22 protein-coding genes and 1 tRNA gene are annotated in these 24,047 nt (G+C 60.3%); 21 read left to right on the top strand and 2 right to left on the bottom strand.

The window, feature by feature from the left end; all coding sequences use genetic code 11:
* The first annotated feature begins 22 nt into the window (after window positions 1-22).
* The 11 genes from AC3WS4_RS02015 (at window position 23) to AC3WS4_RS01965 (ending at window position 14,038) form a co-directional block, all read left to right on the top strand.
* Window positions 23-99: transfer RNA gene (locus AC3WS4_RS02015), tRNA-Met, on the top strand.
* A 190-nt stretch (window positions 100-289) separates the two neighbouring features.
* Window positions 290-1,615, top strand: coding sequence for a tyrosine-type recombinase/integrase (locus AC3WS4_RS02010; protein ID WP_081095415.1), 1,326 nt, complete (start codon window positions 290-292; stop codon window positions 1,613-1,615).
* A gap of 438 nt (window positions 1,616-2,053) precedes the next feature.
* Entirely contained in the window at window positions 2,054-4,663 is a 2,610-nt protein-coding gene (locus tag AC3WS4_RS02005; RefSeq protein WP_223181513.1) for a TonB-dependent receptor, read from the top strand.
* An 86-nt stretch (window positions 4,664-4,749) separates the two neighbouring features.
* Window positions 4,750-4,893, top strand: a complete 144-nt coding sequence (locus AC3WS4_RS02000; RefSeq protein ID WP_168196078.1) for a hypothetical protein — start codon at window positions 4,750-4,752, stop codon at window positions 4,891-4,893.
* Window position 4,894: 1 nt separating this feature from the next.
* On the top strand, window positions 4,895-6,319 hold the full coding sequence (locus AC3WS4_RS01995; RefSeq protein WP_157228455.1) for an aldehyde dehydrogenase family protein: 1,425 nt from the start codon (window positions 4,895-4,897) through the stop codon (window positions 6,317-6,319).
* Between the two features lie 76 nt (window positions 6,320-6,395).
* Window positions 6,396-8,030, top strand: a complete 1,635-nt coding sequence (locus AC3WS4_RS01990) for a GMC family oxidoreductase (RefSeq protein WP_137890625.1) — start codon at window positions 6,396-6,398, stop codon at window positions 8,028-8,030.
* 129 nt (window positions 8,031-8,159) lie between these two features.
* Window positions 8,160-9,704, top strand: coding sequence for a class I adenylate-forming enzyme family protein (locus AC3WS4_RS01985; protein WP_026108915.1), 1,545 nt, complete (start codon window positions 8,160-8,162; stop codon window positions 9,702-9,704).
* Window positions 9,705-9,770: 66 nt separating this feature from the next.
* Window positions 9,771-10,565, top strand: a complete 795-nt coding sequence (locus tag AC3WS4_RS01980) for an enoyl-CoA hydratase/isomerase family protein (RefSeq protein WP_011415062.1) — start codon at window positions 9,771-9,773, stop codon at window positions 10,563-10,565.
* Window positions 10,566-10,608: 43 nt separating this feature from the next.
* On the top strand, window positions 10,609-11,847 hold the full coding sequence (locus tag AC3WS4_RS01975) for a thiolase family protein (RefSeq protein ID WP_011415063.1): 1,239 nt from the start codon (window positions 10,609-10,611) through the stop codon (window positions 11,845-11,847).
* A gap of 37 nt (window positions 11,848-11,884) precedes the next feature.
* Entirely contained in the window at window positions 11,885-13,030 is a 1,146-nt protein-coding gene (locus tag AC3WS4_RS01970; protein ID WP_017499968.1) for an acyl-CoA dehydrogenase family protein, read from the top strand.
* A 105-nt stretch (window positions 13,031-13,135) separates the two neighbouring features.
* The gene (locus AC3WS4_RS01965; RefSeq protein WP_011415065.1) at window positions 13,136-14,038 is read left to right on the top strand and encodes an SDR family oxidoreductase; all 903 of its coding nucleotides are present in this window, start codon (window positions 13,136-13,138) and stop codon (window positions 14,036-14,038) included.
* Here AC3WS4_RS01965 and AC3WS4_RS01960 read toward each other — a convergent pair whose 3' ends face one another.
* A complete protein-coding gene (locus tag AC3WS4_RS01960) occupies window positions 14,039-14,272 on the bottom strand; it encodes a hypothetical protein (RefSeq protein ID WP_082734761.1) in 234 nt (77 codons plus the stop codon). It abuts the gene before it with no gap.
* 108 nt (window positions 14,273-14,380) lie between these two features.
* On the opposite strand from AC3WS4_RS01960, the gene AC3WS4_RS01955 reads away from it, so the two are divergent.
* Window positions 14,381-16,384, top strand: a complete 2,004-nt coding sequence (locus AC3WS4_RS01955) for a TonB-dependent receptor (RefSeq protein WP_231735665.1) — start codon at window positions 14,381-14,383, stop codon at window positions 16,382-16,384.
* Window positions 16,385-16,548: 164 nt separating this feature from the next.
* Here the strand turns inward: AC3WS4_RS01955 and AC3WS4_RS01950 are convergent, their stop codons facing one another.
* Entirely contained in the window at window positions 16,549-17,598 is a 1,050-nt protein-coding gene (locus tag AC3WS4_RS01950) for a LysR family transcriptional regulator (protein ID WP_026108914.1), read from the bottom strand.
* A gap of 32 nt (window positions 17,599-17,630) precedes the next feature.
* On the opposite strand from AC3WS4_RS01950, the gene AC3WS4_RS01945 reads away from it, so the two are divergent.
* The 9 genes from AC3WS4_RS01945 to AC3WS4_RS01905 all read left to right on the top strand — a co-directional run bounded on the left by AC3WS4_RS01945 (window position 17,631) and on the right by AC3WS4_RS01905 (window position 24,012).
* Complete coding sequence (locus tag AC3WS4_RS01945) at window positions 17,631-18,776, top strand: CaiB/BaiF CoA transferase family protein (RefSeq protein ID WP_026108913.1); 1,146 nt, start codon at window positions 17,631-17,633, stop codon at window positions 18,774-18,776.
* A 487-nt stretch (window positions 18,777-19,263) separates the two neighbouring features.
* A complete protein-coding gene (locus tag AC3WS4_RS01940) occupies window positions 19,264-19,590 on the top strand; it encodes a helix-turn-helix domain-containing protein (protein WP_017499963.1) in 327 nt (108 codons plus the stop codon).
* Between the two features lie 86 nt (window positions 19,591-19,676).
* Window positions 19,677-20,423, top strand: a complete 747-nt coding sequence (locus AC3WS4_RS01935; RefSeq protein ID WP_017499962.1) for a LuxR family transcriptional regulator — start codon at window positions 19,677-19,679, stop codon at window positions 20,421-20,423.
* Window positions 20,424-20,515: 92 nt separating this feature from the next.
* Window positions 20,516-21,130: an acyl-homoserine-lactone synthase gene (locus AC3WS4_RS01930; protein ID WP_017499961.1), complete on the top strand. Its 615-nt coding sequence runs from the start codon at window positions 20,516-20,518 to the stop codon at window positions 21,128-21,130.
* Window positions 21,131-21,135: 5 nt separating this feature from the next.
* Window positions 21,136-22,017 carry a phytanoyl-CoA dioxygenase family protein gene (locus AC3WS4_RS01925; protein WP_017499960.1) on the top strand — a complete coding sequence of 294 codons (882 nt, stop codon included), beginning with the start codon at window positions 21,136-21,138 and terminating at the stop codon, window positions 22,015-22,017.
* Between the two features lie 30 nt (window positions 22,018-22,047).
* Complete coding sequence (locus AC3WS4_RS01920) at window positions 22,048-22,359, top strand: helix-turn-helix domain-containing protein (protein WP_081095412.1); 312 nt, start codon at window positions 22,048-22,050, stop codon at window positions 22,357-22,359.
* The gene (locus AC3WS4_RS01915; RefSeq protein ID WP_017499958.1) at window positions 22,352-22,873 is read left to right on the top strand and encodes a S26 family signal peptidase; all 522 of its coding nucleotides are present in this window, start codon (window positions 22,352-22,354) and stop codon (window positions 22,871-22,873) included. The genes AC3WS4_RS01920 and AC3WS4_RS01915 overlap by 8 nt, the downstream gene beginning before the upstream one ends.
* The gene (locus AC3WS4_RS01910; RefSeq protein WP_017499957.1) at window positions 22,861-23,502 is read left to right on the top strand and encodes a lytic transglycosylase domain-containing protein; all 642 of its coding nucleotides are present in this window, start codon (window positions 22,861-22,863) and stop codon (window positions 23,500-23,502) included. Before AC3WS4_RS01915 ends, AC3WS4_RS01910 begins: the two co-directional genes overlap by 13 nt.
* Window positions 23,503-23,568: 66 nt before the next feature.
* Window positions 23,569-24,012, top strand: a complete 444-nt coding sequence (locus tag AC3WS4_RS01905) for a hypothetical protein (protein WP_136175471.1) — start codon at window positions 23,569-23,571, stop codon at window positions 24,010-24,012.
* Window positions 24,013-24,047: the final 35 nt, after the last annotated feature.

The raw sequence follows: 24,047 nt of genomic DNA, 5'->3' as shown, positions 1-24,047 counted from the left end.
CTTGGGTGCGGCGGCCTTTCGGGGCGGAGTAGCTCAGCTGGTTAGAGCACCGGAATCATAATCCGGGTGTCGGGGGTTCAAGTCCCTCCTCCGCTACCAACCCGGATTGTCCACCAGTGACCCACTGAGGCCACTGGCAGACATTTTTCGAGGAAAATCAAATATTTTTCGCGTCCCGTTGCGTACGCCGGCGTCCCGGTGCGACCGGCTGCGGCCACCCACGGCGATTTGGATTGGGGGTATTTTGGGGGTATTTTTCGGCTGTCCCCAAAACAGGCGATACCCCCAGATGGCTTTGAAAGAACTTGAGGTCAAATACGCCACCAAGCGGCAGCGCCCCTACAAGCTGTCCGATGGAGAAGGCCTGCACCTGCTCGTCCAGCCGAACGGATCGAAGCTCTGGCGCCTGAAATACCGCTTCGACGGCAAGGAAAAACTGCTGAGCTTCGGCAAATATCCGACCGTCACGCTGGCGATCGCCCGCGAGAAGCGGACCGAAGCCAAGCGGCTGCTCGATCAGGGTGAGGACCCCGCCGAGGCCAGGAAGCGGGCGAAGAAGCAGAGGGCCGCGCTCAAGCTGTTCGAAGAGATTGCGCGGGCCTGGCACGCCAATCGTATTGAAGGGCTGGACTCGGCCCATGCCCTGCGCGTCATCAACCGGATGGAGCGCGACGTCTTTCCGGTCATCGGGAAGCGTCCGATCACGGAAATCGACCCGCCCGAGATTCTCGAGATGATCCGCGCGGTCGAAGCGCGCGGCGCCCTCGATATCGCCCGTCGCCTCAAGCAGAACGTCAGCCAGATCTATCGCTTCGCGATCGCGAGCGGCTGGGCGACCATCGATCCGACGCTCGGCCTCAACGATGCGCTCAAGCCCAAGCCGCCCGTCAGGCACATGGCGCGCGTGCCGCTCGCGGAGTTTCCGAAGCTGGTGCGAGCGATCTTCGCCTATGACGGCGAGGACACGCCGCGCCGCCGCGAGATCACCCGTGACGCGCTGCTGTTCACCTTGCTCACATGGGTCCGAACCAGCGAAACCCGCTTCGCGGCCAGGGACGAGTTCGAGGATCTCTATGGACCGAACCCGCTATGGCGTCTGTCGCCGGAGCGCATGAAGATGGAACGTGAGCATCTTGTTCCGCTGTCCCGCCAGGCCGCAATGATCGTTCAGCGCCGCTTGCAGGCGACGAACGATGCGTTCCTCTTTCCCGGAGCCAAGCCTGGAAAGTCTATTTCCGAGAACACCATGATCTATGCCTGTTATCGGATGGGGTATCTCCATCGGCAGACGGTACATGGGTTTAGGGGGCTCGGCTCGACCTGGGCGAACGAAGCCGAACGCTACAAGCCGGATTGGATCGAGATGGCGCTCGCTCACGAGGACGAGGATGAGGTGCGCGGCGCTTACAACAGTGCGCTCTATCTCACACCGCGAAGGCGGATGCTCCAAGACTGGGCCGACGTGATCGACGCGGCAACCGCAGTGTCGAATGTCGAGAAGAATCCTATCGAGTTCTCACAATTCATGCGCTGTTCCGCTCCCATCCAGCACCTGCCACCAAGCGACCAGAGACAGCCGTATTGGCAACGCCCCCTTCGGGCGGCTTCGCGATGAGCCTCAAAAGTCAGAACCGCCGATTTAGAGGCGCGGTTTTCTGCCATAGTTGTTAGAAATATCAGCTACTTAGATGCATCCGCGAATAGTAGAATGAACTCCAAGAAACCGTATCTCACTACATCTCATCATAGCTGATTCCCCTTGCAACTCGACAAGGGAAACCGCCGGGACCGCCAATTACGCCGATACATCGTCTGGAAGGGCTCGATTGGGGCGAGCAGAACGCGCGCATCCGTCCCGATGGACGCGCTCAGCGTGACTAATTCAATGAAATATATGGGGTTATTTGCGTCGCCACGAAGCGTCAGCGGTGCAGGCTCATCAGTCCTTAATCAATGAGTGGGAGGAATAGTTCGCCAACAAATTGAATTGGACGATGAGCCCCAAGGCGCGGCAAATGGCGCCAAATCAAAAAATGCCGTGGGGAGGACAGTCATGGTCACAGCCTTTAGGACAAATTTGCTTTGTGCCACCGCGCTATCGATCGCGTGTGCGCTTGCAGTGCCGGCACATGCCCAGGACGCTGCATCGCAGGGCGAAAAGCCCGAGGCGCAGGAAGGTGGCCTTGAGACAATCGTCGTCACGGCGCAGAAGCGCGAACAGAATTTGCAGGATGTTCCAGCCGCCGTTTCCGCCATAGGCGGCGAGACGCTGCGCACGCGCGGCATCACGGAGACCTCAGACTTGATGGGCGCGATCCCCAGCCTGCAAGTCACCACTCCCTATGGTCGCACCCAACCGAATTTCTCGCTGCGCGGGATTTCAGTGGCGAACGAATTTTCCGCCTCCACTGCGTCGCCGGTTGGCGTCTATGTCGATGAAGTCTATCAGAGCTTCCGGGCGAGCCATGGCCTGCAACTCTATGACATCGACCGGGTCGAGGTACTGCGCGGACCGCAAGGAACACTCTACGGTCGCAACACCACGGGTGGCGCGATCAGCTTCTTCACGCGCAAGCCGGATCTGGGAGAGGCCAATGGCTATCTGACCGCCGGCTATGCCAATTACGACACTTTCACGGTGCAGGGCGCCGCTGAAGCGACGCTGGTTCCCGACATCTTGGGCGTCCGCGTCGCCGGTACTTTTGCAAAAGGGGATGGTTGGCAGCGCAATGTACTGCCTGGGAATGAGCGCGACCTAGGGACCACCGATACGATCGGCGGTCGCATCTCGATCCGCTTCCGGCCCGATCCCGATCTCGACATCAATTTGAAGCTCTATGCCGCGAAGGACGATCCATGGGGCACCGCGCCCTATGCAGGTGGTCAACTCGCGGGCGGGCAGGATGCGCTCGGCTATTCGCGTTACGATCCGCAACCTTTCCTAGGCGGGCGGTTGCTGCGTGACAATGAGGTCGCAGTTGATCGGGTAGGTAAGAACATCAGCAAGTCGAAAGGGATAGCCCTCAACATCAAATGGGATGTCAGCGACCAATTCTCCGTCACCTCGATTACCGGCTACGACACCGGCGACTATATCAACAATCCTGATGATTGCGATGGCGGCCCAGCCGATCTCTGCTCGATCGGCCTCACGTCGACGAGCAAGAATTTCAACCAGGACCTGCGTTTCAGCTATTCGAACGACCGCCTCGATATCATTGCCGGCCTTTATTATGGCAGGGACAAGGTCAAGACGGTCAACTACCCGGACTTTTTCGGGGCGCTGAGGCCGCTGCTGCTTGGCGCCGGTCTTCCGGGCAGCTACAATAACGCCGCAATCGGAACGCCCGACGCGATCCGCTATATCCCAGCCTTTGCCGCCAATCCGGCGTTGGGGCCTGGCGATGCCGGATTCTGCGACGCGATCGAGATCAATCCCAACGGCTTCCTTGATGCACGCTCGCTGATTGCACTCCAGACCGACATCGCGATCAATAATACGGGCAATGGCGGCATGGGGGGTAGCTTTTCGGCGGGCTGCGCCGGGGCAGGCGCGCCTCCGTTCACCCCGATCCTCGGCGAACAGCGTTTTGACGTGTCGCGCCCCTCGAAGGCGATCTACGGCGACGTAACCTGGAAAGCGACCGAGCGGCTGACCGTGGCGGTGGGTGCACGCTACACCCAGGATAAGGTCAATTACCTTAACGGCAGCACTTTCCTCTATGCGCTCGACGGTACGACGCCGGTTGTCAACCTGATCCCCTACAGCAATCCATACAACCCCAATCTCGCGCCGCTTGAGCAGCGCGAAAAGGCAAACAGGCTAACCGGCCGTATCAATGTCAGCTATGAGTTCGCCGATGATATCATGGGCTATCTCCAGTACAGTCGCGGTTACCGCAGCGGCAGCTTCAACGGGCTTGCCTATCAGGGCGTCAATCAAGTCTATTATATCCAGCCTGAAAAGGTGAATGCATATGAGGCGGGGCTCAAAACCCGGCTGTTCGATCGCCGCGTCCAACTTAACCTCGCGGGCTTCTACTACGAGTATTCGAATCACCAAGTAACGCAGGTGGTCGGCGCTACAACCTTCACGCGCAGCGCCAATGGTCGCCTGTTCGGTGGCGAGGCCGAACTCGCCTGGCAGGTGGCCGATACGTTGCGTTTCGATGCTTCGCTGGGCTATCTCAACAGCAAGTACAAAGGCAATGTGATCGATCCGGCAAACCCGGCCAGCCCGACATTGAACGTCAACGGCAATCCCTTCCCGAACGCGCCGGAGGTTACGTTCCAGGCCGGATTCGACTGGGATATGATCGATGACGGCACCAACAAGCTGACCTTGCGCGGTGATGCGTCCTACATGGGCAAGTACTATTTTGATCCGTTCAAGAATTATGGGCAGACACCGTGCGATACACCCCCAGCGGGATCGAACATAACGCTCGCGGGTAAGGCGATTACATGCGCAAATCCGGGCTACTGGCTCGCCAATGCGCGATTAACCTATGCGCACGACAATATGTCGGTTAGCTTGTGGGCGAAGAATCTGTTCGACAAATATTACTACACCTACGGCCTCAACATCAACGTGTTCGGCTACGATTATCTGAACCGCGGCATGCCGCGCACTTATGGCGTCGAAGCGACAGTCAAGTTCTGATCGCTGCTGCGACGGGGGCGGCGGGCATCCTCTCCCGCCCGCTGCCCCCGATTTTTTCGACCTGACTTTCAGACCGAGGAGCATCCATGATGCGTTCCACCGGCAACGGTCCCTCATTCATCGGCACGGCGTACAGAATCGAGCGCGCTGTGATCACTGAGATCGGCGCAGCTGAAAGCACCGCCCAGGCGAGCAGCGCCGAGCGGCCAGCGCGCCTCCGGACGATTTAACGTGGATGCGTCTCGGAACAGAACTGAGCTGGAACGAATTTTCGCGACCCAACGCGAAGGGACGCGTGAGCAGGTTTCGCGCAGCTACGAAGAACGCATGGACCTGCTCGGGCGCCTTGGCCGGATATTTGAGCAGCACAGAGACGAATTGGTCGATGCCGTTGCCGCCGATTTCGGCATTCGATCCCGCTACGAGACTATCCTGCTCGACCTGATGCTTGGCATATCGGAAATTAAATTTGCGCGCCGCAATCTGAAGACGTGGCTGAGGCCGCGGCGGGTGAAGACTGACATCTTCGGCCTTCCCGGTTCATCGCGCCTGGTCCCCCAGCCCCTAGGTGTGGTGGGCGTTCTCGGCACGTGGAACTATCCGCTCGGCACCATATTCGTTGGCGCGGCCGGTGCATTGGCGGCCGGCAACCGCGTGATCGCAAAGCCGAGCGAAGTTTCCGCCAACGCCGCCGAAGCCAGCGAGCGGCTTGTGCGCCGGTATTTCGCCGAAGAGGAATTCGCGATTGTCCAGGGCGGGCCCGACATGGCACAGGCGATGACGGCCCTACCTTTCGACCATATTCTCTTCACCGGTTCACCCGCGGTTGGCCGCAAAGTCTATGAAGCGGCGGCTGCCAACCTTACACCTGTTACTCTGGAACTTGGCGGCAAATGCCCTGCCATCGTGGGCAAGGGTGCATCGCTTGCACAAGTCTGTGAAAGCTTAGTGTTCGGCAAGCTGCTCAACGCCGGCCAGACCTGCATCGCCGCTGACTATGCCTTCGTCCATGTCGATCAGATGGAAAGCTTCGTCGCCGCACTCCGCGCTCAGGTTGCCAAATGCTACCCCAACGCGGCAAGCAACCCCGATTTCACCAGTATCATCAATGACCGACAGTTCGCGCGGCTCCAAGGTTTGCTCGATGATGCCGAAGCCAAGGGCGCGACGGTGCTCAACCTCTCGGACAACGGCGATGGAACGCTTCCTGAACGGCATCGGATCGTGCCGTTGGCGGTTCTCGACGTTACCGATGACATGGCGATGATGCAGGAGGAGATTTTCGGACCGATCCTGCCGATCATGCCATATCGCTCCGAAGACGAGCTCATTCGCTACGTAAACCGGCATGAGCGCCCGCTGGCGCTCTATTATTTTGGCGACGAAAGTGAGGAACGGCGCAAGATCATTTCCGAAACGCACGCTGGCGGCGTGACTCTCAACGGCACGGTCATGCACGTCTTCCAGCGCCGGCTGCCTTTCGGTGGCATCGGACAGAGCGGCATCGGTGCCTATACCGGCGTCGCCAGTTTCGAGCGCTTCACTCATTACAAGCCGGTGTTCTCTCAGCCGAAACTCAGCCTGCTTGGTCAACTTCTGCCACCCTATTCGAGCAAGACCGAAGGACTACTCAACATCTTCGAAAAGATCCTCTGACGTGGCTGCGGCGGTTGATGCTGGCATGTTGCATGACGCCGGGTCGCCAGCATGGGTCGAATGACAAGGGAAGCAAATGGCTGACTATGTAATTATTGGAGGTGGGTCGTCGGGCGGCGTTATCGCCAGCCGGTTGTCCGAGGACCCCGATGTCACCGTTTGCCTGCTCGAGGCAGGCGGCCCAGGCACCTCGCCGCTTGTGTCCACGCCCGGCGCTTTTGCGGCGCTGATCCAAGACTATCGGATCAATACGCTCAACTGGCGGTTCAACACCGACCCTTCAAAGGCGCTCAACGACCGCCGCCTCTACAATCCGCGCGGGAAGATGCTGGGTGGATCGAGCGGTATGAACGGGATGGTCTATATCCGCGGCGACCGGTCGGATTTCGACCACTGGGCCGAACTCGGCAACGACGGCTGGGGTTACAACGATGTCCTGTCCTATTTCCGCAAGGCTGAGAATAATGAGCGCGGTGAGGATGAGTTTCACGGCTCGTCGGGACCGCTTCACGTATCCAACGGCAAGCGCGAATTCGATGTCTATGATGCTTTCATCGAGGCGGCGACTGGACTGGACCATCAAGCCAATCCGGACTTCAATGGTGCCAGCCAGGAAGGTGTCGGCATCTATCAGTTTACCGTGAAGGACGGGAAGCGCGCCAGCGTGAAGGCGTGTTACCTTGATCCGGTGATGGGCAGGCGCGGCAACCTCCGCGTCGAAGTACATGCCCGCGTCCATCGTATCAGGTTTGAGGGCAACCGCGCGGTGGCAGTCGAGTATTCCCAGGACGGGCAGTTGAAGACGATCCCGTGCGAAAAGGAAGTCATTGTCAGCGGCGGCGCCTATAATTCGCCCCAACTGTTGATGCTTTCCGGTATCGGACCGCGTGATGAGTTGGAGAAGCATGGAATCGAAGTGATTCATGATATTCCCGGTGTCGGCCAGAATCTTCACGACCATCCTGACCTGATGCTGGTCTACCAGTCGAAGAAGCGGCTCGGGATCGCACTCAATGTCGTTGGCGCGCTCAAGACCGTGCGAGACCTATTCCAGTATCTCACGCAAAGGAAAAGCTGGCTGGCATCGCCGCCCACGGCTGCAGGCGGTTTCTTGCGATCCGCGCCGGGGCAGAACCGGGCGGACTGCCAGGTCCATGTCGTGCCGCTCGCCTATCGCGACCATGCGCGCGACTACAAGCTGATGACGAAATGGGGCTATACGATCATTCTCAATATTGGGCGCCCAAAGAGCCGCGGCTGGGTTGCCTTACATGACTCAAACCCCGAATCCGATCCCAAGATGGACCTCAATCTCTTGAGTCATCCCGACGACCTCAAGACGTTGCGCAATGCCTTCCGTGTCGTGCAGGAGATCCTGCATTCGGATCGCATGAAGGCGATGATGAAACGGCCTCTCTATCCTGACCGCTACCTTGAAACTGATGAAGAGATCGACGCCTATATCCGGGCAGAAGCCAATCATGCTTATCATCCGGTGGGAACATGCAAGATGGGCACCGACGAGATGGCGGTGGTCGACAACCGCCTGCGCGTTCACGGCCTCGCAAATATCCGCGTGGCCGATGCCTCGATCATGCCATCAGTCGTCAACGGCAACACCAATGCAACCTGCATCATGATCGGCGAGAAAGCCGCCGACATGATCCGGCACGATAATATGAGCAGCAAGAATAGCATCGCAGAATATTGAATTGGACGATTGGATCAATGCTGCAGACACAGATGCTTACGAAAAGAAGTCCGGAGAGGCCTATCGCATGTCAGTTTATTATGTGTCGACTGCGCCATTGTGGGCGAGCGCCTTAGAGGAGCGCGGCTGATGGACGTCCGTACGCAAATACGTCGCGCCGCACGTTATTTCGCCCAGCAAGAGGCTCTCGTTCACGGCCACAGGCGGTTGACTTTCTCGGAAGCCTGGTTGCGCGGCGTGAAGCTCGCAAATGCTCTTGCGGAGTGCGGCCTTCAACCGGGTGACCGGATTGCTACGCTGGAGAAGAACTCCATCGAGGCCGCCGACATCATACTGGCGGCTGCCATTGGAAACTATACGCGTGTTCCTCTCTATGCGCGCAACCGATGTGAAGCGCACGCCCATATGATCGCGAGTACCGGATCTCGGTTGGCGCTGGTCGATGAGGCATTGGCTTCGGAGTTGGCGGGGCTGGATGCCCAAGCTCCGACGCTTGAGCGGATCATTATCCGCGATCACAACTATGAGAATTGGTTGGCGACAGCCTCGGACCGGGATCCTGATCCCGTCGTCGCGCCGGAGGACTATTGTGTCATCCGCCACACCGGCGGCACGACGGGCAAACCCAAGGGCGTTGCCTATCGGCACCGTTCATGGATGACGATCTCCGCCGCATTTTTCAGCATCGGCCCCCAAGTGGCCCCAGGGGATGCCATTCTGCATGTCGGCCCGTTGTCCCATGCATCGGGCTTCCTGTTCGTGCCGGCCTGGTATTGCGGCGCCCGCAACGTGATGATGGACGGCTTCGATCCAGCGTCCTTTCTTGACACTCTCGAGCAGGAACGGATCAGCCATGCCTTTGTAGCCCCCACCATGCTCAATGCCATAGTGCATCACGACGGGGCATATGGCCGCCACTTTCCGAATTTGAAGTTTCTGCTGAGTGCTTCAGCGCCGATCTCCGAGCCGACGCTTCGCAAGTCGTGCCAGATATTCGGGAATCATGTTCTTCATTCGGGCTATGGACAGACCGAAATCCTGCCCATCGCGTCTATGGGGCCCAACGAGTGGTTCGGCGAATTTGAAGGTTCTGCCCCAATTCGGGCGGTCGGACGTCCCATGAGTGGCGCCGATATCGAAATCCGTAACGAGGACGGAAAGGTGCTGGGACCAAACGAGCCCGGCGAGATCGTCGCACGGTTCGAAAATGGCCAGATGGAGGAATTCTGGAACGATCCGGAGGAAACCGCCCGGCGCATGGAAGATGGCTGGGTCAAAACCGGCGATGTCGGCATGATCGACACAAACGGATTTTTGTATCTGCTCGATCGCAACAACGACATGATCGTGTCAGGCGGCTTCAATATCTATCCCACCGAAATCGAAAACGTAATTGCCGACCATCCCGGTGTACTCGAGGTCGCGGTCTTTGGCGTGCCCCATGAAAAATGGGGTGAAACGCCGCTTGCAATGGTGCGTGTCAAGCCCGGAGCACAAATCACGGAGACCGAGATAATAGATTTGGTGCGCCAGCGTCTGGGCTCCGCAAAAAAGCCAAGCAAGGTCGTTTTTACCGCCGAGCCACTGCCGTTGAGCAATGTCGGAAAGGTGCTTCGTTCAAAGCTTCGAGAGCCCTATTGGGCGGGCCAGGACCGGCGCATTTCGGGGGCATGACCGACGCAGCCATCCTAGCCACATCCTCTATTCCGGTGACCGCCTGCCGGCGCGCGGGAGACTGCAATGGACTATGAATACATCCTGGTTGAGCAACGCGGCCCAGCGCTTTGGGTGACCCTCAACCGGCCGGCAGCGTTGAACAGTCTGTCGTTGGCTTTGGCCGAGGAACTCGCCGCAGCGATCGAGGCAGCGGAAGCAGATGCGACGGTGCGCGCTTGCATTCTTACCGGCGCCGGACGGGCGTTTTGCGCTGGCGCGGATCTGCTCGCAATTGGCGATGGAACAGGCGGACAAACTCTCGCCGAACGCTTAAATCTGTTTCTGCCGCCGCTCGGTCAGGCTTTTAACAGGATCGAGACGTCGCGCCTTCCGATAATTGCGGCGGTCAACGGCCTTACGCTCGCCGGCGGCTTGGAACTGGTGTTGTGCTGTGATCTCGTCATTGCCGCGCACCCGGCCAGATTTGGCGACGCCCATGCAAATTACGGCCTGTTGCCCGGCGGTGGAGGGTCGGTTCGACTCCCTAGGAAGATCGGCGAAGCGCGTGCGAAACATCTGATGATGACCGGCGGGACCATCTCGGCTGCCGAGATGAAGGAAGCCGGACTCGTGACCCAACTGGTTGCTCCCGAGGATCTCATTGCGGCAGCGCAAGCGCTGGTAGAATCTCTTGCAGAAAAGAGCCGGCCAGGGCTCGCCTACATGAAGCAGCTAGTCCGCGCTGCGCAGGATAGCTCGCTCGAAGTCGGGCTGCGTCAGGAACTCGAAACCATGGCTGCTTACGCCTTGTCCAACGACATTGTCGAAGGACTGGCGGCATTCCGGGAGAAGCGGAAGCCCGATTTTTCCGACCGGTGAGACCTGATCGGATGCGGAACACATTGGAAGAATGGATCAACGAATGACCGACATATTCGTCATGGGGGTTGGGATGACCCCGTTCGGAAAACAGTTCGACAAGAGCCTGAAAATGCTCTGCGCCGAAGCTTCGTCGCAGGCCTTTTCCGACGCAGGATGCACCGCCGGCGATGTCGAAGCCATCTTCTTCGGCAATTGCGTCCAGGGGCATATGGAGGGCCAGGACATGATCCGCGGCGAAATCGTGGCGCGAGCGATGGGCATCTCAAGCGTTCCCGTGGTGAATGTCGAAAACGCATGTGCGACGGCTTCCACGGCCTTGCACATGGCCGCCGCCTATGTTCGATCGGGGGCAGCGGATGTCGTACTCGCGCTCGGCGCGGAGAAGATGTACTCGCCCGACAAGGCGCTCATGTTCAGTGCATTCGATGGCGCTTGGGACGTGCATGAAACCGAGTCGGGCCGCGCGCAGCTGCTGGCCATGGGCAATGGCGTCGATGTTCCGGAAGGAACGACATCGAGTCAGCCTTACAGCGTTTTCATGGATGTATACGCCGCGATGGCACGCGCGCACATGAAGACCTACGGCTCGACGCAAGCGCAAATCGCGGCCGTCTCGGCGAAAAATCACATGCATTCGACGCGCAATCTGCTTGCCCAGTATCGCCTCCCATATACCGTCGAAAGTGTACTCGCTGCGCCTCCGATCGTTTACCCGTTCACACTGCCGATGTGCTCCCCGATCAGCGACGGCGCCGCCGCTGCGATCATCTGCAGCGAAGCCGGTCGGCGCAAACTGTCGGCAGCCCCGGACAGGGCGCTAAGAATCCTGGCGTCTGTGCTGCAAACCGGCGCCGCGCGCGATCCCTTTGATTATGACCACCATGTCAGCCGCCTTGCGGCGAACCGGGCCTATGCGATGGCCGGCGTGGGGCCAGAAGATATTGGCGTCGCGGAGGTGCATGACGCCACGGCGGTTGGCGAGATCATTGAAATCGAGGCGCTCGGCCTGACGCCGCCTGGCGAGGGCGGACTCGCGGCAGAGCGCGGTGAGACGGCGCTGGGTGGGCGTATTCCGGTAAACACGTCGGGCGGGCTTGAATGCAAGGGACATCCGATCGGCGCCACCGGGCTCGGCCAAATCTACGAGCTTGCGCTGCAATTGCGCGGCGAGGCGGAAGATCGACAGGTTCCGAATGCCCGGTTCGCGATCGCGCAGAACGGCGGAGGTGTCATCGGGGTGGAAGAGGCGGTGGTCGCCGTCACGATCCTGGGCCGGTAGTTGTCAGAGCGCGCCTAGGGAAACACGGGGTCACGATATGAACTTTGAGCTGTCCGATGAACAACGCATGGCGGTGGAAACCGTCCGCCGCTTTCTCGACAACAAGCTTGAGCCGGAAATCCGCCGGCATGGGGAGCGATTCATCCCCAAACCGCTCATGAAGGAATGGACTCAAGCACTGACCGGCTATGGCCATATTACCGCACCGCATCAGGAGCAATGGGGCGGGCTTGATATGGGATGGCTCACTCATCTGCTCATTTTCGAGGAGATCGCCTATTCCTCGCTCGATGTGGCCATACCCGGCTTCATCAACGCGGTTGGCGCAGAACTCATCCGCCGCTTCGCCCCGGAGACGATCAAGCAACGCTATCTTGCCGACCTCGTCGCGGCCGAGAAGTTCGTTTCGCTCGGCATCTCGGAGCCCGATGTCGGCTCGGACGTCGCCGCCATCAAGACACGCGCCGTACGAGACGGCGATTTCTGGGTCATCAATGGCGAAAAGACCTGGATCACCAACGGAGCCTACTCGGACATCTTCATCTGTACGTGCAAGACTGGCGAAAATGAAGTCACTCACATCCTGGTCGATCGTGACGAGAGTGAGTATGAGGTGCGCGATATCCAGAAGATGGCGCTCAACGGCCAATCGACTGCACAGATATTCCTGTCCGATTGCCGCGTACCGGTGGCAAACACGATCGGCCGGGTCGGCGATGGATTGCGCAATACGTTGCAAGTGTTCGAGATTGCCCGCTGCCATATGGCGATGTGGAGTATCGGCATCGCACGGCGAGCAATGGATGAGGCGATCGCGTACGCTCGCGATCGCGCGCAGCATGGCAAGAAGATCGCCGGCCATCAGCTGATCGCCGACAAGATCGCCATCATGGCGACCAAGATCGACGCAGCCCGTCTGTTGACGCACCGGGCAATATCCCTCGTCCAGGCGGGCACGCGCGCAGAGACGGAATGCTCGATGGCCAAGTGGTACGCCACCGAAATGGCGATCGAAGCGACGCGCGATGCGCTTCAGATCCATGGCGGCAACGGCGTCACCCGCGAATTCATCGTTGAGCGGCTGGTGCGTGAGGCGATCATTTGCCCCATCCCCGATGGCACGACGGAGATTCAAAAGCTTGTTGTTTCGCGCGCCCTGACCGGCATTCAAGCCTTTCGGTAAGGCTCAGACGAAAACGACAGCGTCGACGGAAATGGAGCCGCGTGCCTGACTCGCACAGGATCAAATGCGCAGATGCGTCGCTCAGGTAAAAGAGGCAGACAAGCGATGGACGAAGAGCTTCGTTTCGATGGCAGGGTAGTGGTTGTGACCGGAGCCGGAGGCGGACTTGGGCGCCAGTACGCGCTGATGTTTGGCGGGCGCGGAGCCAAGGTGGTGGTGAATGATCTGGGTGGCGACGAGAAAGGGAGCGGCAGCTGCTCCACAGCCGCTGACAATGTGGTCGACGAAATTCGAGCCACGGGCGGTCAGGCGGTGGCAAATTATGCGTCGGTCGAGGAGGGCGCGCTGATCATCCAAGCCGCGGTTGACAACTTCGGAACCGTTGACGTCGTCATCAACAATGCCGGCATCCTGCGCGATGTGAGCTTCCACAAAATGACCGACGAAGACTGGACACTGCTTCAGCGGGTCCATCTGAATGGGACGCGGGCAGTGACGCAGGCAGCATGGCCGATACTGCGCGACAAGGGCTATGGCCGCATCGTCATGACCACGTCTGCAGCCGCAATCTACGGCAACTTCGGTCAGGCCAACTATGCCGCAGCCAAGCTCGGAATATTGGGGCTTGCGAACGCGCTGGCGGAGGAGGGGCGGTCCAGAAACATCCAGGTTAATACGATCGCCCCAATCGCCGCATCGCGTATGACCGCGACTGCCTTTCCACAAGAGTTTCTCGCCAATCTCAGAGCGGAAGCGATCAGTCCATTGGTCGGTTGGCTTGCGCACGAGAATTGCAGCGAAACCAAAGGGCTTTTTGAAGTTGGAGCCGGCTATATCGCCAAGCTTAGGTGGGAGCGCGCGCTTGGGCACGCCTTCGGAGCGGACAGGGCGTTCACGCTCGATGATGTCGCCCGGCACTGGGGTAGAATTGTCGACTTCACGGATGCCGAGCACCCGCTCGGGCTGAATGACAGCCTTGAGGCGGTAGAACGGGCGCTGAGAGCGTAATCAACCCGATGAATTACCATGATATTTTTGAGCGGCCGTCGGGCTGCCGATGGCGTCGTGCTGCCGCCAGATATCGATGAGCAGCAGGAATAGTTCTGCAGCGAATTGAATTGGACGACGGCCCTCAAATGCCGCCAAACGGCATGAACTACACAATATCTCCTGGGAAGAGAGGATCAGCCATGAGAGGATGTCTATTGGCTTCTGCCGCGTTGTTGTGCTCGGGAACAGCATTTGCCCAGGAAGCAACGCCCCAGGCGAACGACCAAACCGGGAGCGCCACGGAAGCGCTGGCTGAGGACATTAGTCGTTACCGCCACCAAAAAGGGCTATGGCGAAAGCGTGCAGAAAGTACCGATGGCGGTCACGGCTTTTGGTGAAGCGCAGCTGGATGCCAAGTTCGTCCAGAATCTTCAAAGTCTGAGCTACGACGTTCCCAACGTCCAGCTCGAGGATGTGGGTACGGCACCGGGCTATGCCAATTTCACTATCCGGGGCCTCGGCATCAACAGCACGATCCCATCGATCGACCCCACCGTAGGCGTTTTCACTGACGGTATTTACCTCGGCATCAACGCTGGTGTCGTGCTGGACAACTTCGACCTTGAGGGGATCGAAGTTCTGCGTGGACCGCAAGGCTTGCTTTTCGGTCGCAACGTTACCGGCGGTGCCGTGGTTGTGCGGACCACGCGGCCCAGCTTCGATTTTGGAGCCAAAGCCAAGCTATCCATTGAAACGGGACTGAAAAAGACCGTAAGCGGCACGGTTACCGGACCTATCGTCGATGACGTTTTGGCTGCCAAATTGGCCGTCTACTACAGCGACGACAATGGCTGGTTTCGCAACCGCTTCGACAATCGCAGCTTCGGTAAATCACATGACCTTATCATTCGCCCGGCACTTTCGCTCAAGGGTGGCGACCGCTTCCGAATGGATCTCCGCTATGAGCATGGCGATGTCGAAAGCGATGGAGCCCCTGTCCAGAGTCACGCGCTGTTTCCCCGCGACAGCTTCAGGTTTTCGATCAATTTCCCAGGTTTCTATGATGCCAAATGGGACCAGGCGATCGTGGAAACCAACATCGATGTCGGTCTGGGCGAAGGCGTCTTCACCAACATCGCTGGCTATCGGAAATTCCGATCCTCCGCGGGCGCTGATATCGATGGAACACCACAGTCCTTCTTTCATGCCTTTTTCGAAATCGACCAGGATCAACTCAGCGACGAACTTCGTTATGCCGGAAGGTTCGGTGACGTCGAATTGACAACCGGTCTATACTATTTTTCCCAGGATCTTCGTTACGCCGAGCTGCGGAATCTTTTGGGCGGTGCTCGGATCGTTTCCGGTGGGGGTACGCAAGACCAGACAACATGGGGCATTTTTGCTTCGACCGACTGGCATTTCACCGATACGCTGACCTTGAATCTCGGCGCGCGGTATAGTTGGGAACGCAAAGCCGTTCGGGTCTCGGCCTTACGCGCAAATGGTTGCAATCTAGACACGCTGATCTGTGCAACCAATTTCGCCGACGCGGCAAAATGGCGAGGGTTTACGCCGAAAATCGGCCTTCAGTGGAAGCCGGATGACGACACGCAGATTTATGGCCTTTACACGCGCGGGTTCCGCAGCGGCGGATATAATTTGCGCAACACCGATCCCGCTGTGCCGCCGGGGCCATTCAATCAAGAGACCCAGGACAGTTTCGAACTCGGCGCCAAGAAGCAATTCGGGCGCCACCGGATCAACCTGGCGGCCTTCTACAATCGCATGAAGGACCTGCAGCGCGAGATCAACCTGCCCGGACCGCTTGGCGTCAGCCAGGTCATACGGAACACCGCCGACGCCACAATCAAAGGCGTCGAGGCCGAGGGGCAGTTTTTTCTTTTGTCCAACCTCGTGATTTCGGGTCAGCTCGGCTACGTGAATGGCCAGTATCGCAACGTCCAGTTCGACCTCAGCGGTGATGGCGTCATCAACGATGTGGATCGTGCGCTCAAATTGCCAAGGCTGTCGCCATGGACCTATGGCGTGGGGCTGACTTATGATCAGCAGCTTGGCGAATTGGGGACAGCAACGGCGCGTGTCAGCTTCACGCATCGCGACAAGGCGGCATTCACCGACAACAACGTCGGCTTCCTTCAGGGCGCCGATATGCTCGATGCGAGCCTCACATTGGCGACCGACAACAAGCACTGGCGCTTCTCCATCTATGGCCGAAACCTCCTGAATGAGGTGACGATTGGCGGCGATACACCTTTGCCGGCGGCCTTCGGGGGCACGGGTGCAAGCCTTTCACCGCTAAACAGGGGGCGCGTCATCGGCGGAGAAGTGGCGATTAGCTTCTAGGCCATTTTCGAGGCGAGTGGAATCACCCGCCAACTCGGAAAATGCCCAAGATCAATTTGCTAGAGCATTTCCTGCCGGAAAGCCGGTTCCCACTTCTGCGCGAAATGCTCTAGCTGATCGCGACGGATGCAGCGGATTTCCGATCGCACCCCGCCCCCTTGCCGTTAATCCGATGATGCGGTGCGCCATGCCTGACGAACAAGGCTGACGAGCGCACGGCCAGCCGGTTTTACCTGCCAGCGGCTACGCACAGCATAACAAAGCGTCAATGGATCGAATAAACCGATTCCCTCCAAGGCCACGAAATTGGCGCGAAACCATGAGTTCTCGGTGAACTGTTTTGCAACCATCCCGATAGCATCGGATGTGGCAACGATCCGTCGAACCAATTGAAAATAGTCTGTCATGTGGATCCAGTCAGCGGGACGCTTACCGCTTTTTTCGTACATCTGCTGAATGATCGATGTGTAGGGTTCGGAAGATGAGGGCACTACGAATTCGAACTGGACCAGCGGCTCCTTGCTGGTCGGGTTTATCCCCAGAATGGGATGATTGTTCCGCACAAAAGGCAGTATTTCGATCGAGGCGACCCGCTCGCACTTGAATTCCGGCCAGCGTGCAAAGGCCGCTTCAAGTCCAAAGGCGACATCGATATCGCCGCGCGACAGGAGTCGCACGCCCCTTTCGCTGTTGCCCGAAACGACTTCGACGCGCACTGCCGGATGGCGCCGCAGCAAAGAAACCAGAGGTTGGGTGAGCAACCAGTCGATTGACCCTGGGAACAGTCCGATTCGAAGCGGGCCCGCATAGGCGTCGGCGCGGCGGGCTGTATCTCCGAGTAGTTCAGCTGCGTCGGCAAGCAAGCGCGCTGCGCGATCAATAAATTCGCGTCCCTCCTCTGTCGGCATCGCGCCCCGTGAGGTCCGATGGAAAAGGGAATAGCCAAGATGCCGTTCGAGTTCAGCGACACTCTTGGTCACCGCCGACTGCGTGACACCAACCGCATCCGCTGCCCTGGAGAAGGAACGAAGCTGACCAACCGCGACGGCATGCTTGAGGCGAGAATCGAGCATGGACATGCCCCACAGGAATAATTGCTCCAGAGAATGAATTAGGCGAATCAAGGTCATTTTGCCAATCTTACTTTCGACACTGCCGCCCAGCACGACTGCAACCCGTCTCGAAATCTGGAGCGGCGAAACGGCCTGGATCAAAGCGCCAAGGTCTCAGACGCAGGTATGCCTGAATGACGAAAACTGGTCCGCTTGCAGGCCTCAAAATACTCGAAATTGCGGGCATCGGCCCGGCGCCGTTTTGCGGAATGCTGTTGGCCGACCTTGGCGCCGATGTCGTCGTCATTGAACGCGTAAGCCCTAACTCCGAAAATATCGATCTTGGCAGCGGCGCCATTGTGAACCGCGGGAAACGTGTAATTGCCTTGGATCTGAAGTCCCCCGAAGGCGTCGCGCATGTCCTGGATCTCGTCCAAAGGGGCGATGTACTGATCGAAGGCATGCGGCCTGGGGTGATGGAGAGGCTCGGCCTTGGTCCCGAGGTTTGCCTAGCGCGTAACCCCCGCCTTGTATTCGGTCGCATGACGGGTTGGGGGCAGCAGGGACCTCTCGCCCAAGCGGCCGGCCATGACATCAACTATATCGCGCTGTCAGGAGCCCTTTGGTATGCTGGGCATCCCGGTGAACCGCCAATGGCGCCGCCAAGCCTGGTAGGCGATATTGGGGGTGGAGCGCTCTATTTGGCCATCGGCGTCCTCGCAGCGGCAATGCACGCGCGGGATACCGGGAATGGGCAAGTGGTTGACGCCGCGATCGTCGATGGGAGCGCTCACATGATGAACTTGCTCCTGAGCCTGAAGGCCGCCGGCCAGGTTGCCAGCATACGCGGCTGCAGCATCCTTGACGGCCCTCACTGGTACTCGACCTATCGGTGCGCCGACGGGAATTTCATCTCAGTCGGATCACTCGAGCCCAAGTTCTATGCGCTGCTTTGCAAAAAGCTGGGGTTGGCCGGCGATAGCAGTTTTGACGACGGCTATGATCGTGATGCCTGGCCCGAGCTCAAGCAGCGTTTTAGCGAGATATTCGCCATGCGGACACGGGAAGAATGGCGCACACTGCTGGAAGGCAGCGATGCCTGCTTTGCCCCCGTGCTTGATCCGGACGAAGCGGCGCGCCATCCTCATATGGCAGCGCGAGGCGTCTATCGGGAGATCGACAATATCCTCCAGGCAATGCCGGCGCCACGTTTTTCGGGCTCGTCACTACCGATCCCCGGACCGATCCCGCTGCATCATGAAGATCCGAGTACAATTCGGCGGGGCTGGAGCAAACCGGACCGCTGCGGGATTACCGCCAGAACCGACTGTTGCGAGTAGTCGGTTGGCATGGTGGGCGGCCAGCGGCCCGACACGAACGGTGATTTCATAACTATGAACCAATGCGACGCTCCGCTTCGCTGCGCTGCATTCAAATCAAAGGAGACAACGACACACAGGCACGTCAAACTATCCGATGATTCCTGTACGCCACGCCGGAACGGCGATTGCGGACGTGTCCACGGGACGTTGTTCGCATCGTGATTCGCTCGGCGCTTGAAATCAATGCTCGCCCCGGATGTGACGACGCCGATGGGATTTCCACTGCGGCGTCCACGGCCAATGTCCTGGCGTGAGGGCTTCGGTCATCGACCGATTCGACCGTCCGAATGCGGTCTTTTGGCGCGCCTGAGAATCCGCATCAGAGTTGAGTGCGCGTTGTTCGGGAATCTCATTTAAATATTTGTAAAAACGTAATAATATAGATAATAACTCCAACCTGTATCCAGTGTGGAGTAATGGTCGCAGGGCGTGAACTTACGCCCTTATGGATGCGTCGAAGTCCTTCAGTTTGAATCTCAGGAAATTGCGGCTTGCGATGCGCATCACGCAAGAAGCGCTCGCCCATGATGCGGGCACGAGCAGCTCTTATCTGAGTGCGATCGAAAATGGCCGGTCGAGCCCGACGCTGAAAGCAATGGAGCGGCTCGCGAAGGCACTCGGCGTTAATGCCGTCTATCTCTTGTCCGGCCGGATATCGATCTCGATCGTTTCGGACGACGAACTGGAAATCGGCGCGATACTGGCGCGCCCGGCGGTGACGCTCCGGCGCCATCCGCACAAGCCGACGGGGCGGCCGAGCAAGACCAAGTAAATCATCGGGGGCTGCACGCGCGTGGGCTGGAACCACGCGCCCGATAGACGCGCCCGCAACGCGCGCGTCGAAAGGAGTGCCCCTCGGTGCCGTTTCGCGACCTCGATGCCTATATTAAGCAGGCCAGGCGCGCGAACAGTGATCGCGAGCTGTTCAGTTGCAGCGAGGCCGCCGCACGCCAGCTCGGCCTCCCATGGCTCGCGATCGTCCAGAGCATGGCCTTCTTTCAGCCCGGTGGGCGATATTTCCGCATGGACAATTTCCAGAGCTGGGGCGACGTTTTCGTCGCCGAAGGCTATTACCGCGACGATCCCGCCTTGCTCGCGGCGCGCTCGACAAGCCGGGCGTTCTGCTGGCACGAAATGGAGCGACTGCTGGGCGGCTTCACGCGGCGACAGGCGCGCATCGTGCGCGAAGCCGCGCGTCATGGCCTGCGCAACGGCCTCACCGTTCCGATTGGCGTCGCCGGCGAGCCGCCCGGATGCTGTACGTTCGCAACGCGCGACGGGCAATTGCCGCCATCGCATATCTGCCGGATCGCGACGCTGATGGCGAGCGAGGCGTTTACCGAGGCGCGGCGCTTGCACGGCTTTCCGGCGCGCCCGCTGAAATTACCCCATCTCAGCCCAAAGCGGCTCGAATGCTTTCGCTTGGCGGCGATGGGCAAGAGCGACGTCGAGATCGGGATCATGATGAACATCGCCCCGACGACAGTGCGCACCTACATGCGTGACCTGCGCGAACATTTCGGAATCTATTCCCGCGCGCAGCTCCCGGCGATCGCGCTCGCCTGCGGAATCGTCTGCATCGAGGAGATCGTCCCGCGGTTCTGAGCGGGATCGCCGCATCCTCAATATTGACGACTGTTTGAGCCCTTCATCTCTGCTCCCTTCGCGACTGTTCAATTTGAACGGGAGCTACTGCCATGATCCATATTGTCAAAGGGTGCTCGCTTACCGATGCGCGCGCCGCCTCGATGTTCGAGGACCGCAAGACCCTGTTCGTCGATCTGCTGGGCTGGGATGTTCCGGTCGTCGGCGGCCGCTATGAAATCGACAGCTATGACGGCGACAAGGCGGTCTATCTGATCGCCACCGACGATGGCTGCATTCACCAGGGGTCGATGCGGCTGCTATCGACAGAGGGCGCACATCTTCTCGCCGATCGTTTCGCGTCGCTCTGCGAGTGCGATGCGCCCCGGGGGGAGCAGGTTCGCGAGATTACGCGACTTTGCCTGCCGCAACGATTGGGCGCCCCCGGACGCCTGCGTGTCCGCAACCGGCTCATCTCGGCGATGGTCGATCATGCGCTCGGCAGCGGAATCACCATGCTAACCGGCGTCGTGACCGCTGCTTTTCGCGAGGAGGTTTTGGCGATGGGCTGGCGCGCAGCGCCGCTCGGCCCCGCGCGCCGCATCGATGGCGCGTTCCTTGGAGCGTTCCGCATCGAGATCTGCGCCGGTACGCCTGCGCTGCTGGCGTCGAACGGCATCTATGTACCGGGTGCGATCACTCCCGATGCGGCGGCAAGAGCCGCGTGAAGGGAATGGCGATGCACGACCCCGCCCGCCTCGCCGCGATGCTGCTCGCCGACGGTTATGTCATTGTCGATAACGCCGTGCCGACCGAGCTAATCACCGCGCTCGAAGCCGAACTCGCACCGCGCTTCGTCGCCACGCCCTTTTGCGAAGGCGGATTCTACGGAGCCCGCACCAAGCGCTTTGGCGCGTTGTTGCGGCGTTCACGGCATATCGCCGGCCTTGTGCTGCACCCGATCATCCGCGGTATCGCCGAAACGGTGCTCGGGGAATGGTGCGATCGTATCGTTCTCAACCTCACCCAGGCGATCGAAATCCATCCCGGCGCGCTCGCGCAGGTGCCGCACCGCGACCAGGATCTCTGGGGCGGCGTCAAGACCGGGATGCACTATCAGATCAACGTCATCTGGCCGATCGATCCGTTCACGCTGGAGAGTGGCGCGACGCTGGTCTGGCCGGGCAGCCATCACGATGCGGCATCGCAACCGGGCGATGCACGTCCGGTCGCCGCCGAAATGCCACCCGGCTCCGCGCTGCTGTTCCTCGGATCGATCCTGCATGGTGCCGGCGCTAACCAGTCCGATCATGTGCGCCGCGCGGTCATCACCTCCTATTGCCTCGGATGGCTGCGGACGTTCGAGAATCAGTATCTCGTCTATCCGCCCGCCATCGCTCGAGCGTTCGATCCCGATCTGGCCGCGCTCATCGGCTATGCCCAGCATCGCCCCAATCTCGGCAATGTCGAAGGCCAGTGCCCGTCCGTGCTGCTTCACCGGGACGATATCGACGGCCTCCCTGCGATCGACGCGCTGCTCCCCGGCCAGGCCGACATGCTGGATGCCTATGTCGCCGAACAGGAAGCCGCGCGTGCGGGCCTGATCGGCGGGTAACGCGGGTTCGTCGGACCGGGCGCTGCACTCATGACACACGATCCAAACCCCGAAGCAGGCGGCGGCGCGCGAACACGGATCGAGGCGGATTCATCCGCTGTGGACGGTGGAGCCACGGCGTCGTCGGCCGCGGAGCGCGCTCGGCGGGCACGCGAGCATTGCCCGTTTCTGACAACCAAGCAGGCCGCGTTCCATCTCGGTCTCGCGGGGGACACGCTCAAGAAGATGCGCCGGGAGCGGCGCGGCCCGCCGTGCCGAAAGCATGGCACCGTCTGGCGCTACCATATCGACGATATCGAGGCCTGGTCGCGCGCGAACATGCGGGAGGGAGGCAATGGCTAGGCTGCTACCCTCCCGTCTGCCGGCTAAACCCACCGCGCTGATCGGTCTCGGCGCGGCCGCGCTGGCGACCACGATCGCGCTGCCGCCAACGCCGTGGCTGGTCTGGAACGCATCGGCCAGCGCGCCGATCGGTCTCTATGCCGTCAGCGGACGGCAGGACATCGCATCGGGCGACATGGTGCTGGTCCGGGTGCCCGACCGCTGGCGCCGGCTCGCCGCCGAGCGGCGCTACATTCCGATCAATATCCCGCTGGTCAAGCGCGTCGCGGCCGCGCCCGGCGATCGCGTCTGTGCGCGCGGGCGGGAGATCTATGTCAACGGCCACCCGGTGGCCGAACGCCGCGAAGCCGATGGCCGCGACCGTCCGATGCCGTGGTGGAATGGCTGCGTGATGTTGCGTTCGGGCGCATTGTTCCTGCTGATGGACAGCCCGGATTCGTTCGATGGGCGTTATTTCGGACCGACATCGCGCGGCGACGTCATCGGCGAGGTGCGACTGCTGTGGCTGGGCTGAGGGTCGCCATCACCGCCCTGGCGCTGCTGGCGGCGGCACCGGCTGACGCGCAGTCGGTCGTTCACTGGCGGCCCTATATCGAGGCAGCCTCGGCGCGTTTCGGCGTGCCGGTAGAATGGATCGAGCGCGTCATGCGCGCCGAGAGCGGCGGGCGCACGGTGCTGGACGGGCGCCCGATTACCAGCCACGCCGGCGCGATGGGACTGATGCAGCTCATGCCCGGCACCTGGTCCGAAATGCGCGCGCGGCTCGGGCTCGGACGTGATCCCCATAGCCCGCGCGACAACATATTGGCGGGGACGCTCTATCTTCGTCTGATGTATGACCGCTTCGGTTATCCCGGACTGTTCGCAGCCTATAACGCGGGACCGGCACGCTATGCCGAGCACGTGCGGACCGGCCGCGCGCTGCCCGGTGAGACCCGCGCCTATCTCGCGAGCGTCGCCGGAGTGCCCGTCAATTCCCGGTCGGCTGTCACGGCCGCCAGTGCAACGCCGCGTACCGTCAATGCCATCTTCTTCGCGATCGGCGACCGGCCCCCTGCCGGCCGGAGCGAAGCCGGTGCGGCCACGCTGTTCGTCGCGCTGCGATCGACGTCGCCCGAGAAGAACGCGCCAGACCGCCCATAGTGCGAGCCGATCGGGGCTTCATGCCGAATCGTGTTTCTGCTATGTTCCGAGCCTATGGAGTTGGTCGTGATGTTGCTCGGTCTGATCCTGTCCGCCACCGGCATCGTCCTCTTCGCCTGGGCGATGTTCCGGCTCGCCGTCTTCGCACTCCCGGTCGGGCTCGGTGCGGCCGCATTTCTGTGGGCGGGGGGTGGCGAACTGGGGCCGTTGCTCGGTCTGCTTCTCGGCCTCGTCGTCGGCGTCGCGGTCTTGCTGATCGGACGCATGCTCATCGCGTCGCGGTTGCCCGTTCCGCTTCGCGGAGCGATCGCGCTTCTCTTCGCCGTGCCCGCCGGGATCGCCGGCGGCAGTGTCGTCTCCAGCCTGATGCAGCTCGGCGGTGCGGGGCCGACCGCGACCGGCATCGCCGCGGCGGTCGGCGCGATCATCATCGCCGGTGCCGCCATGATGAGCCTGTTGCCCGCGATGACCGCTTGCACCGGTTCGAACGGATCCCCGCTGCACGGTTGATCTGTTGGGGCCAGTGGGCCGAGTGCTCGCTCCTC

This window comes from Sphingopyxis sp. EU05-FHT14B03 (genome assembly GCF_058790875.1).
Note: the sequence above shows the minus strand (reverse complement) of the source record. Positions and strands in the feature narration are given on the sequence as shown.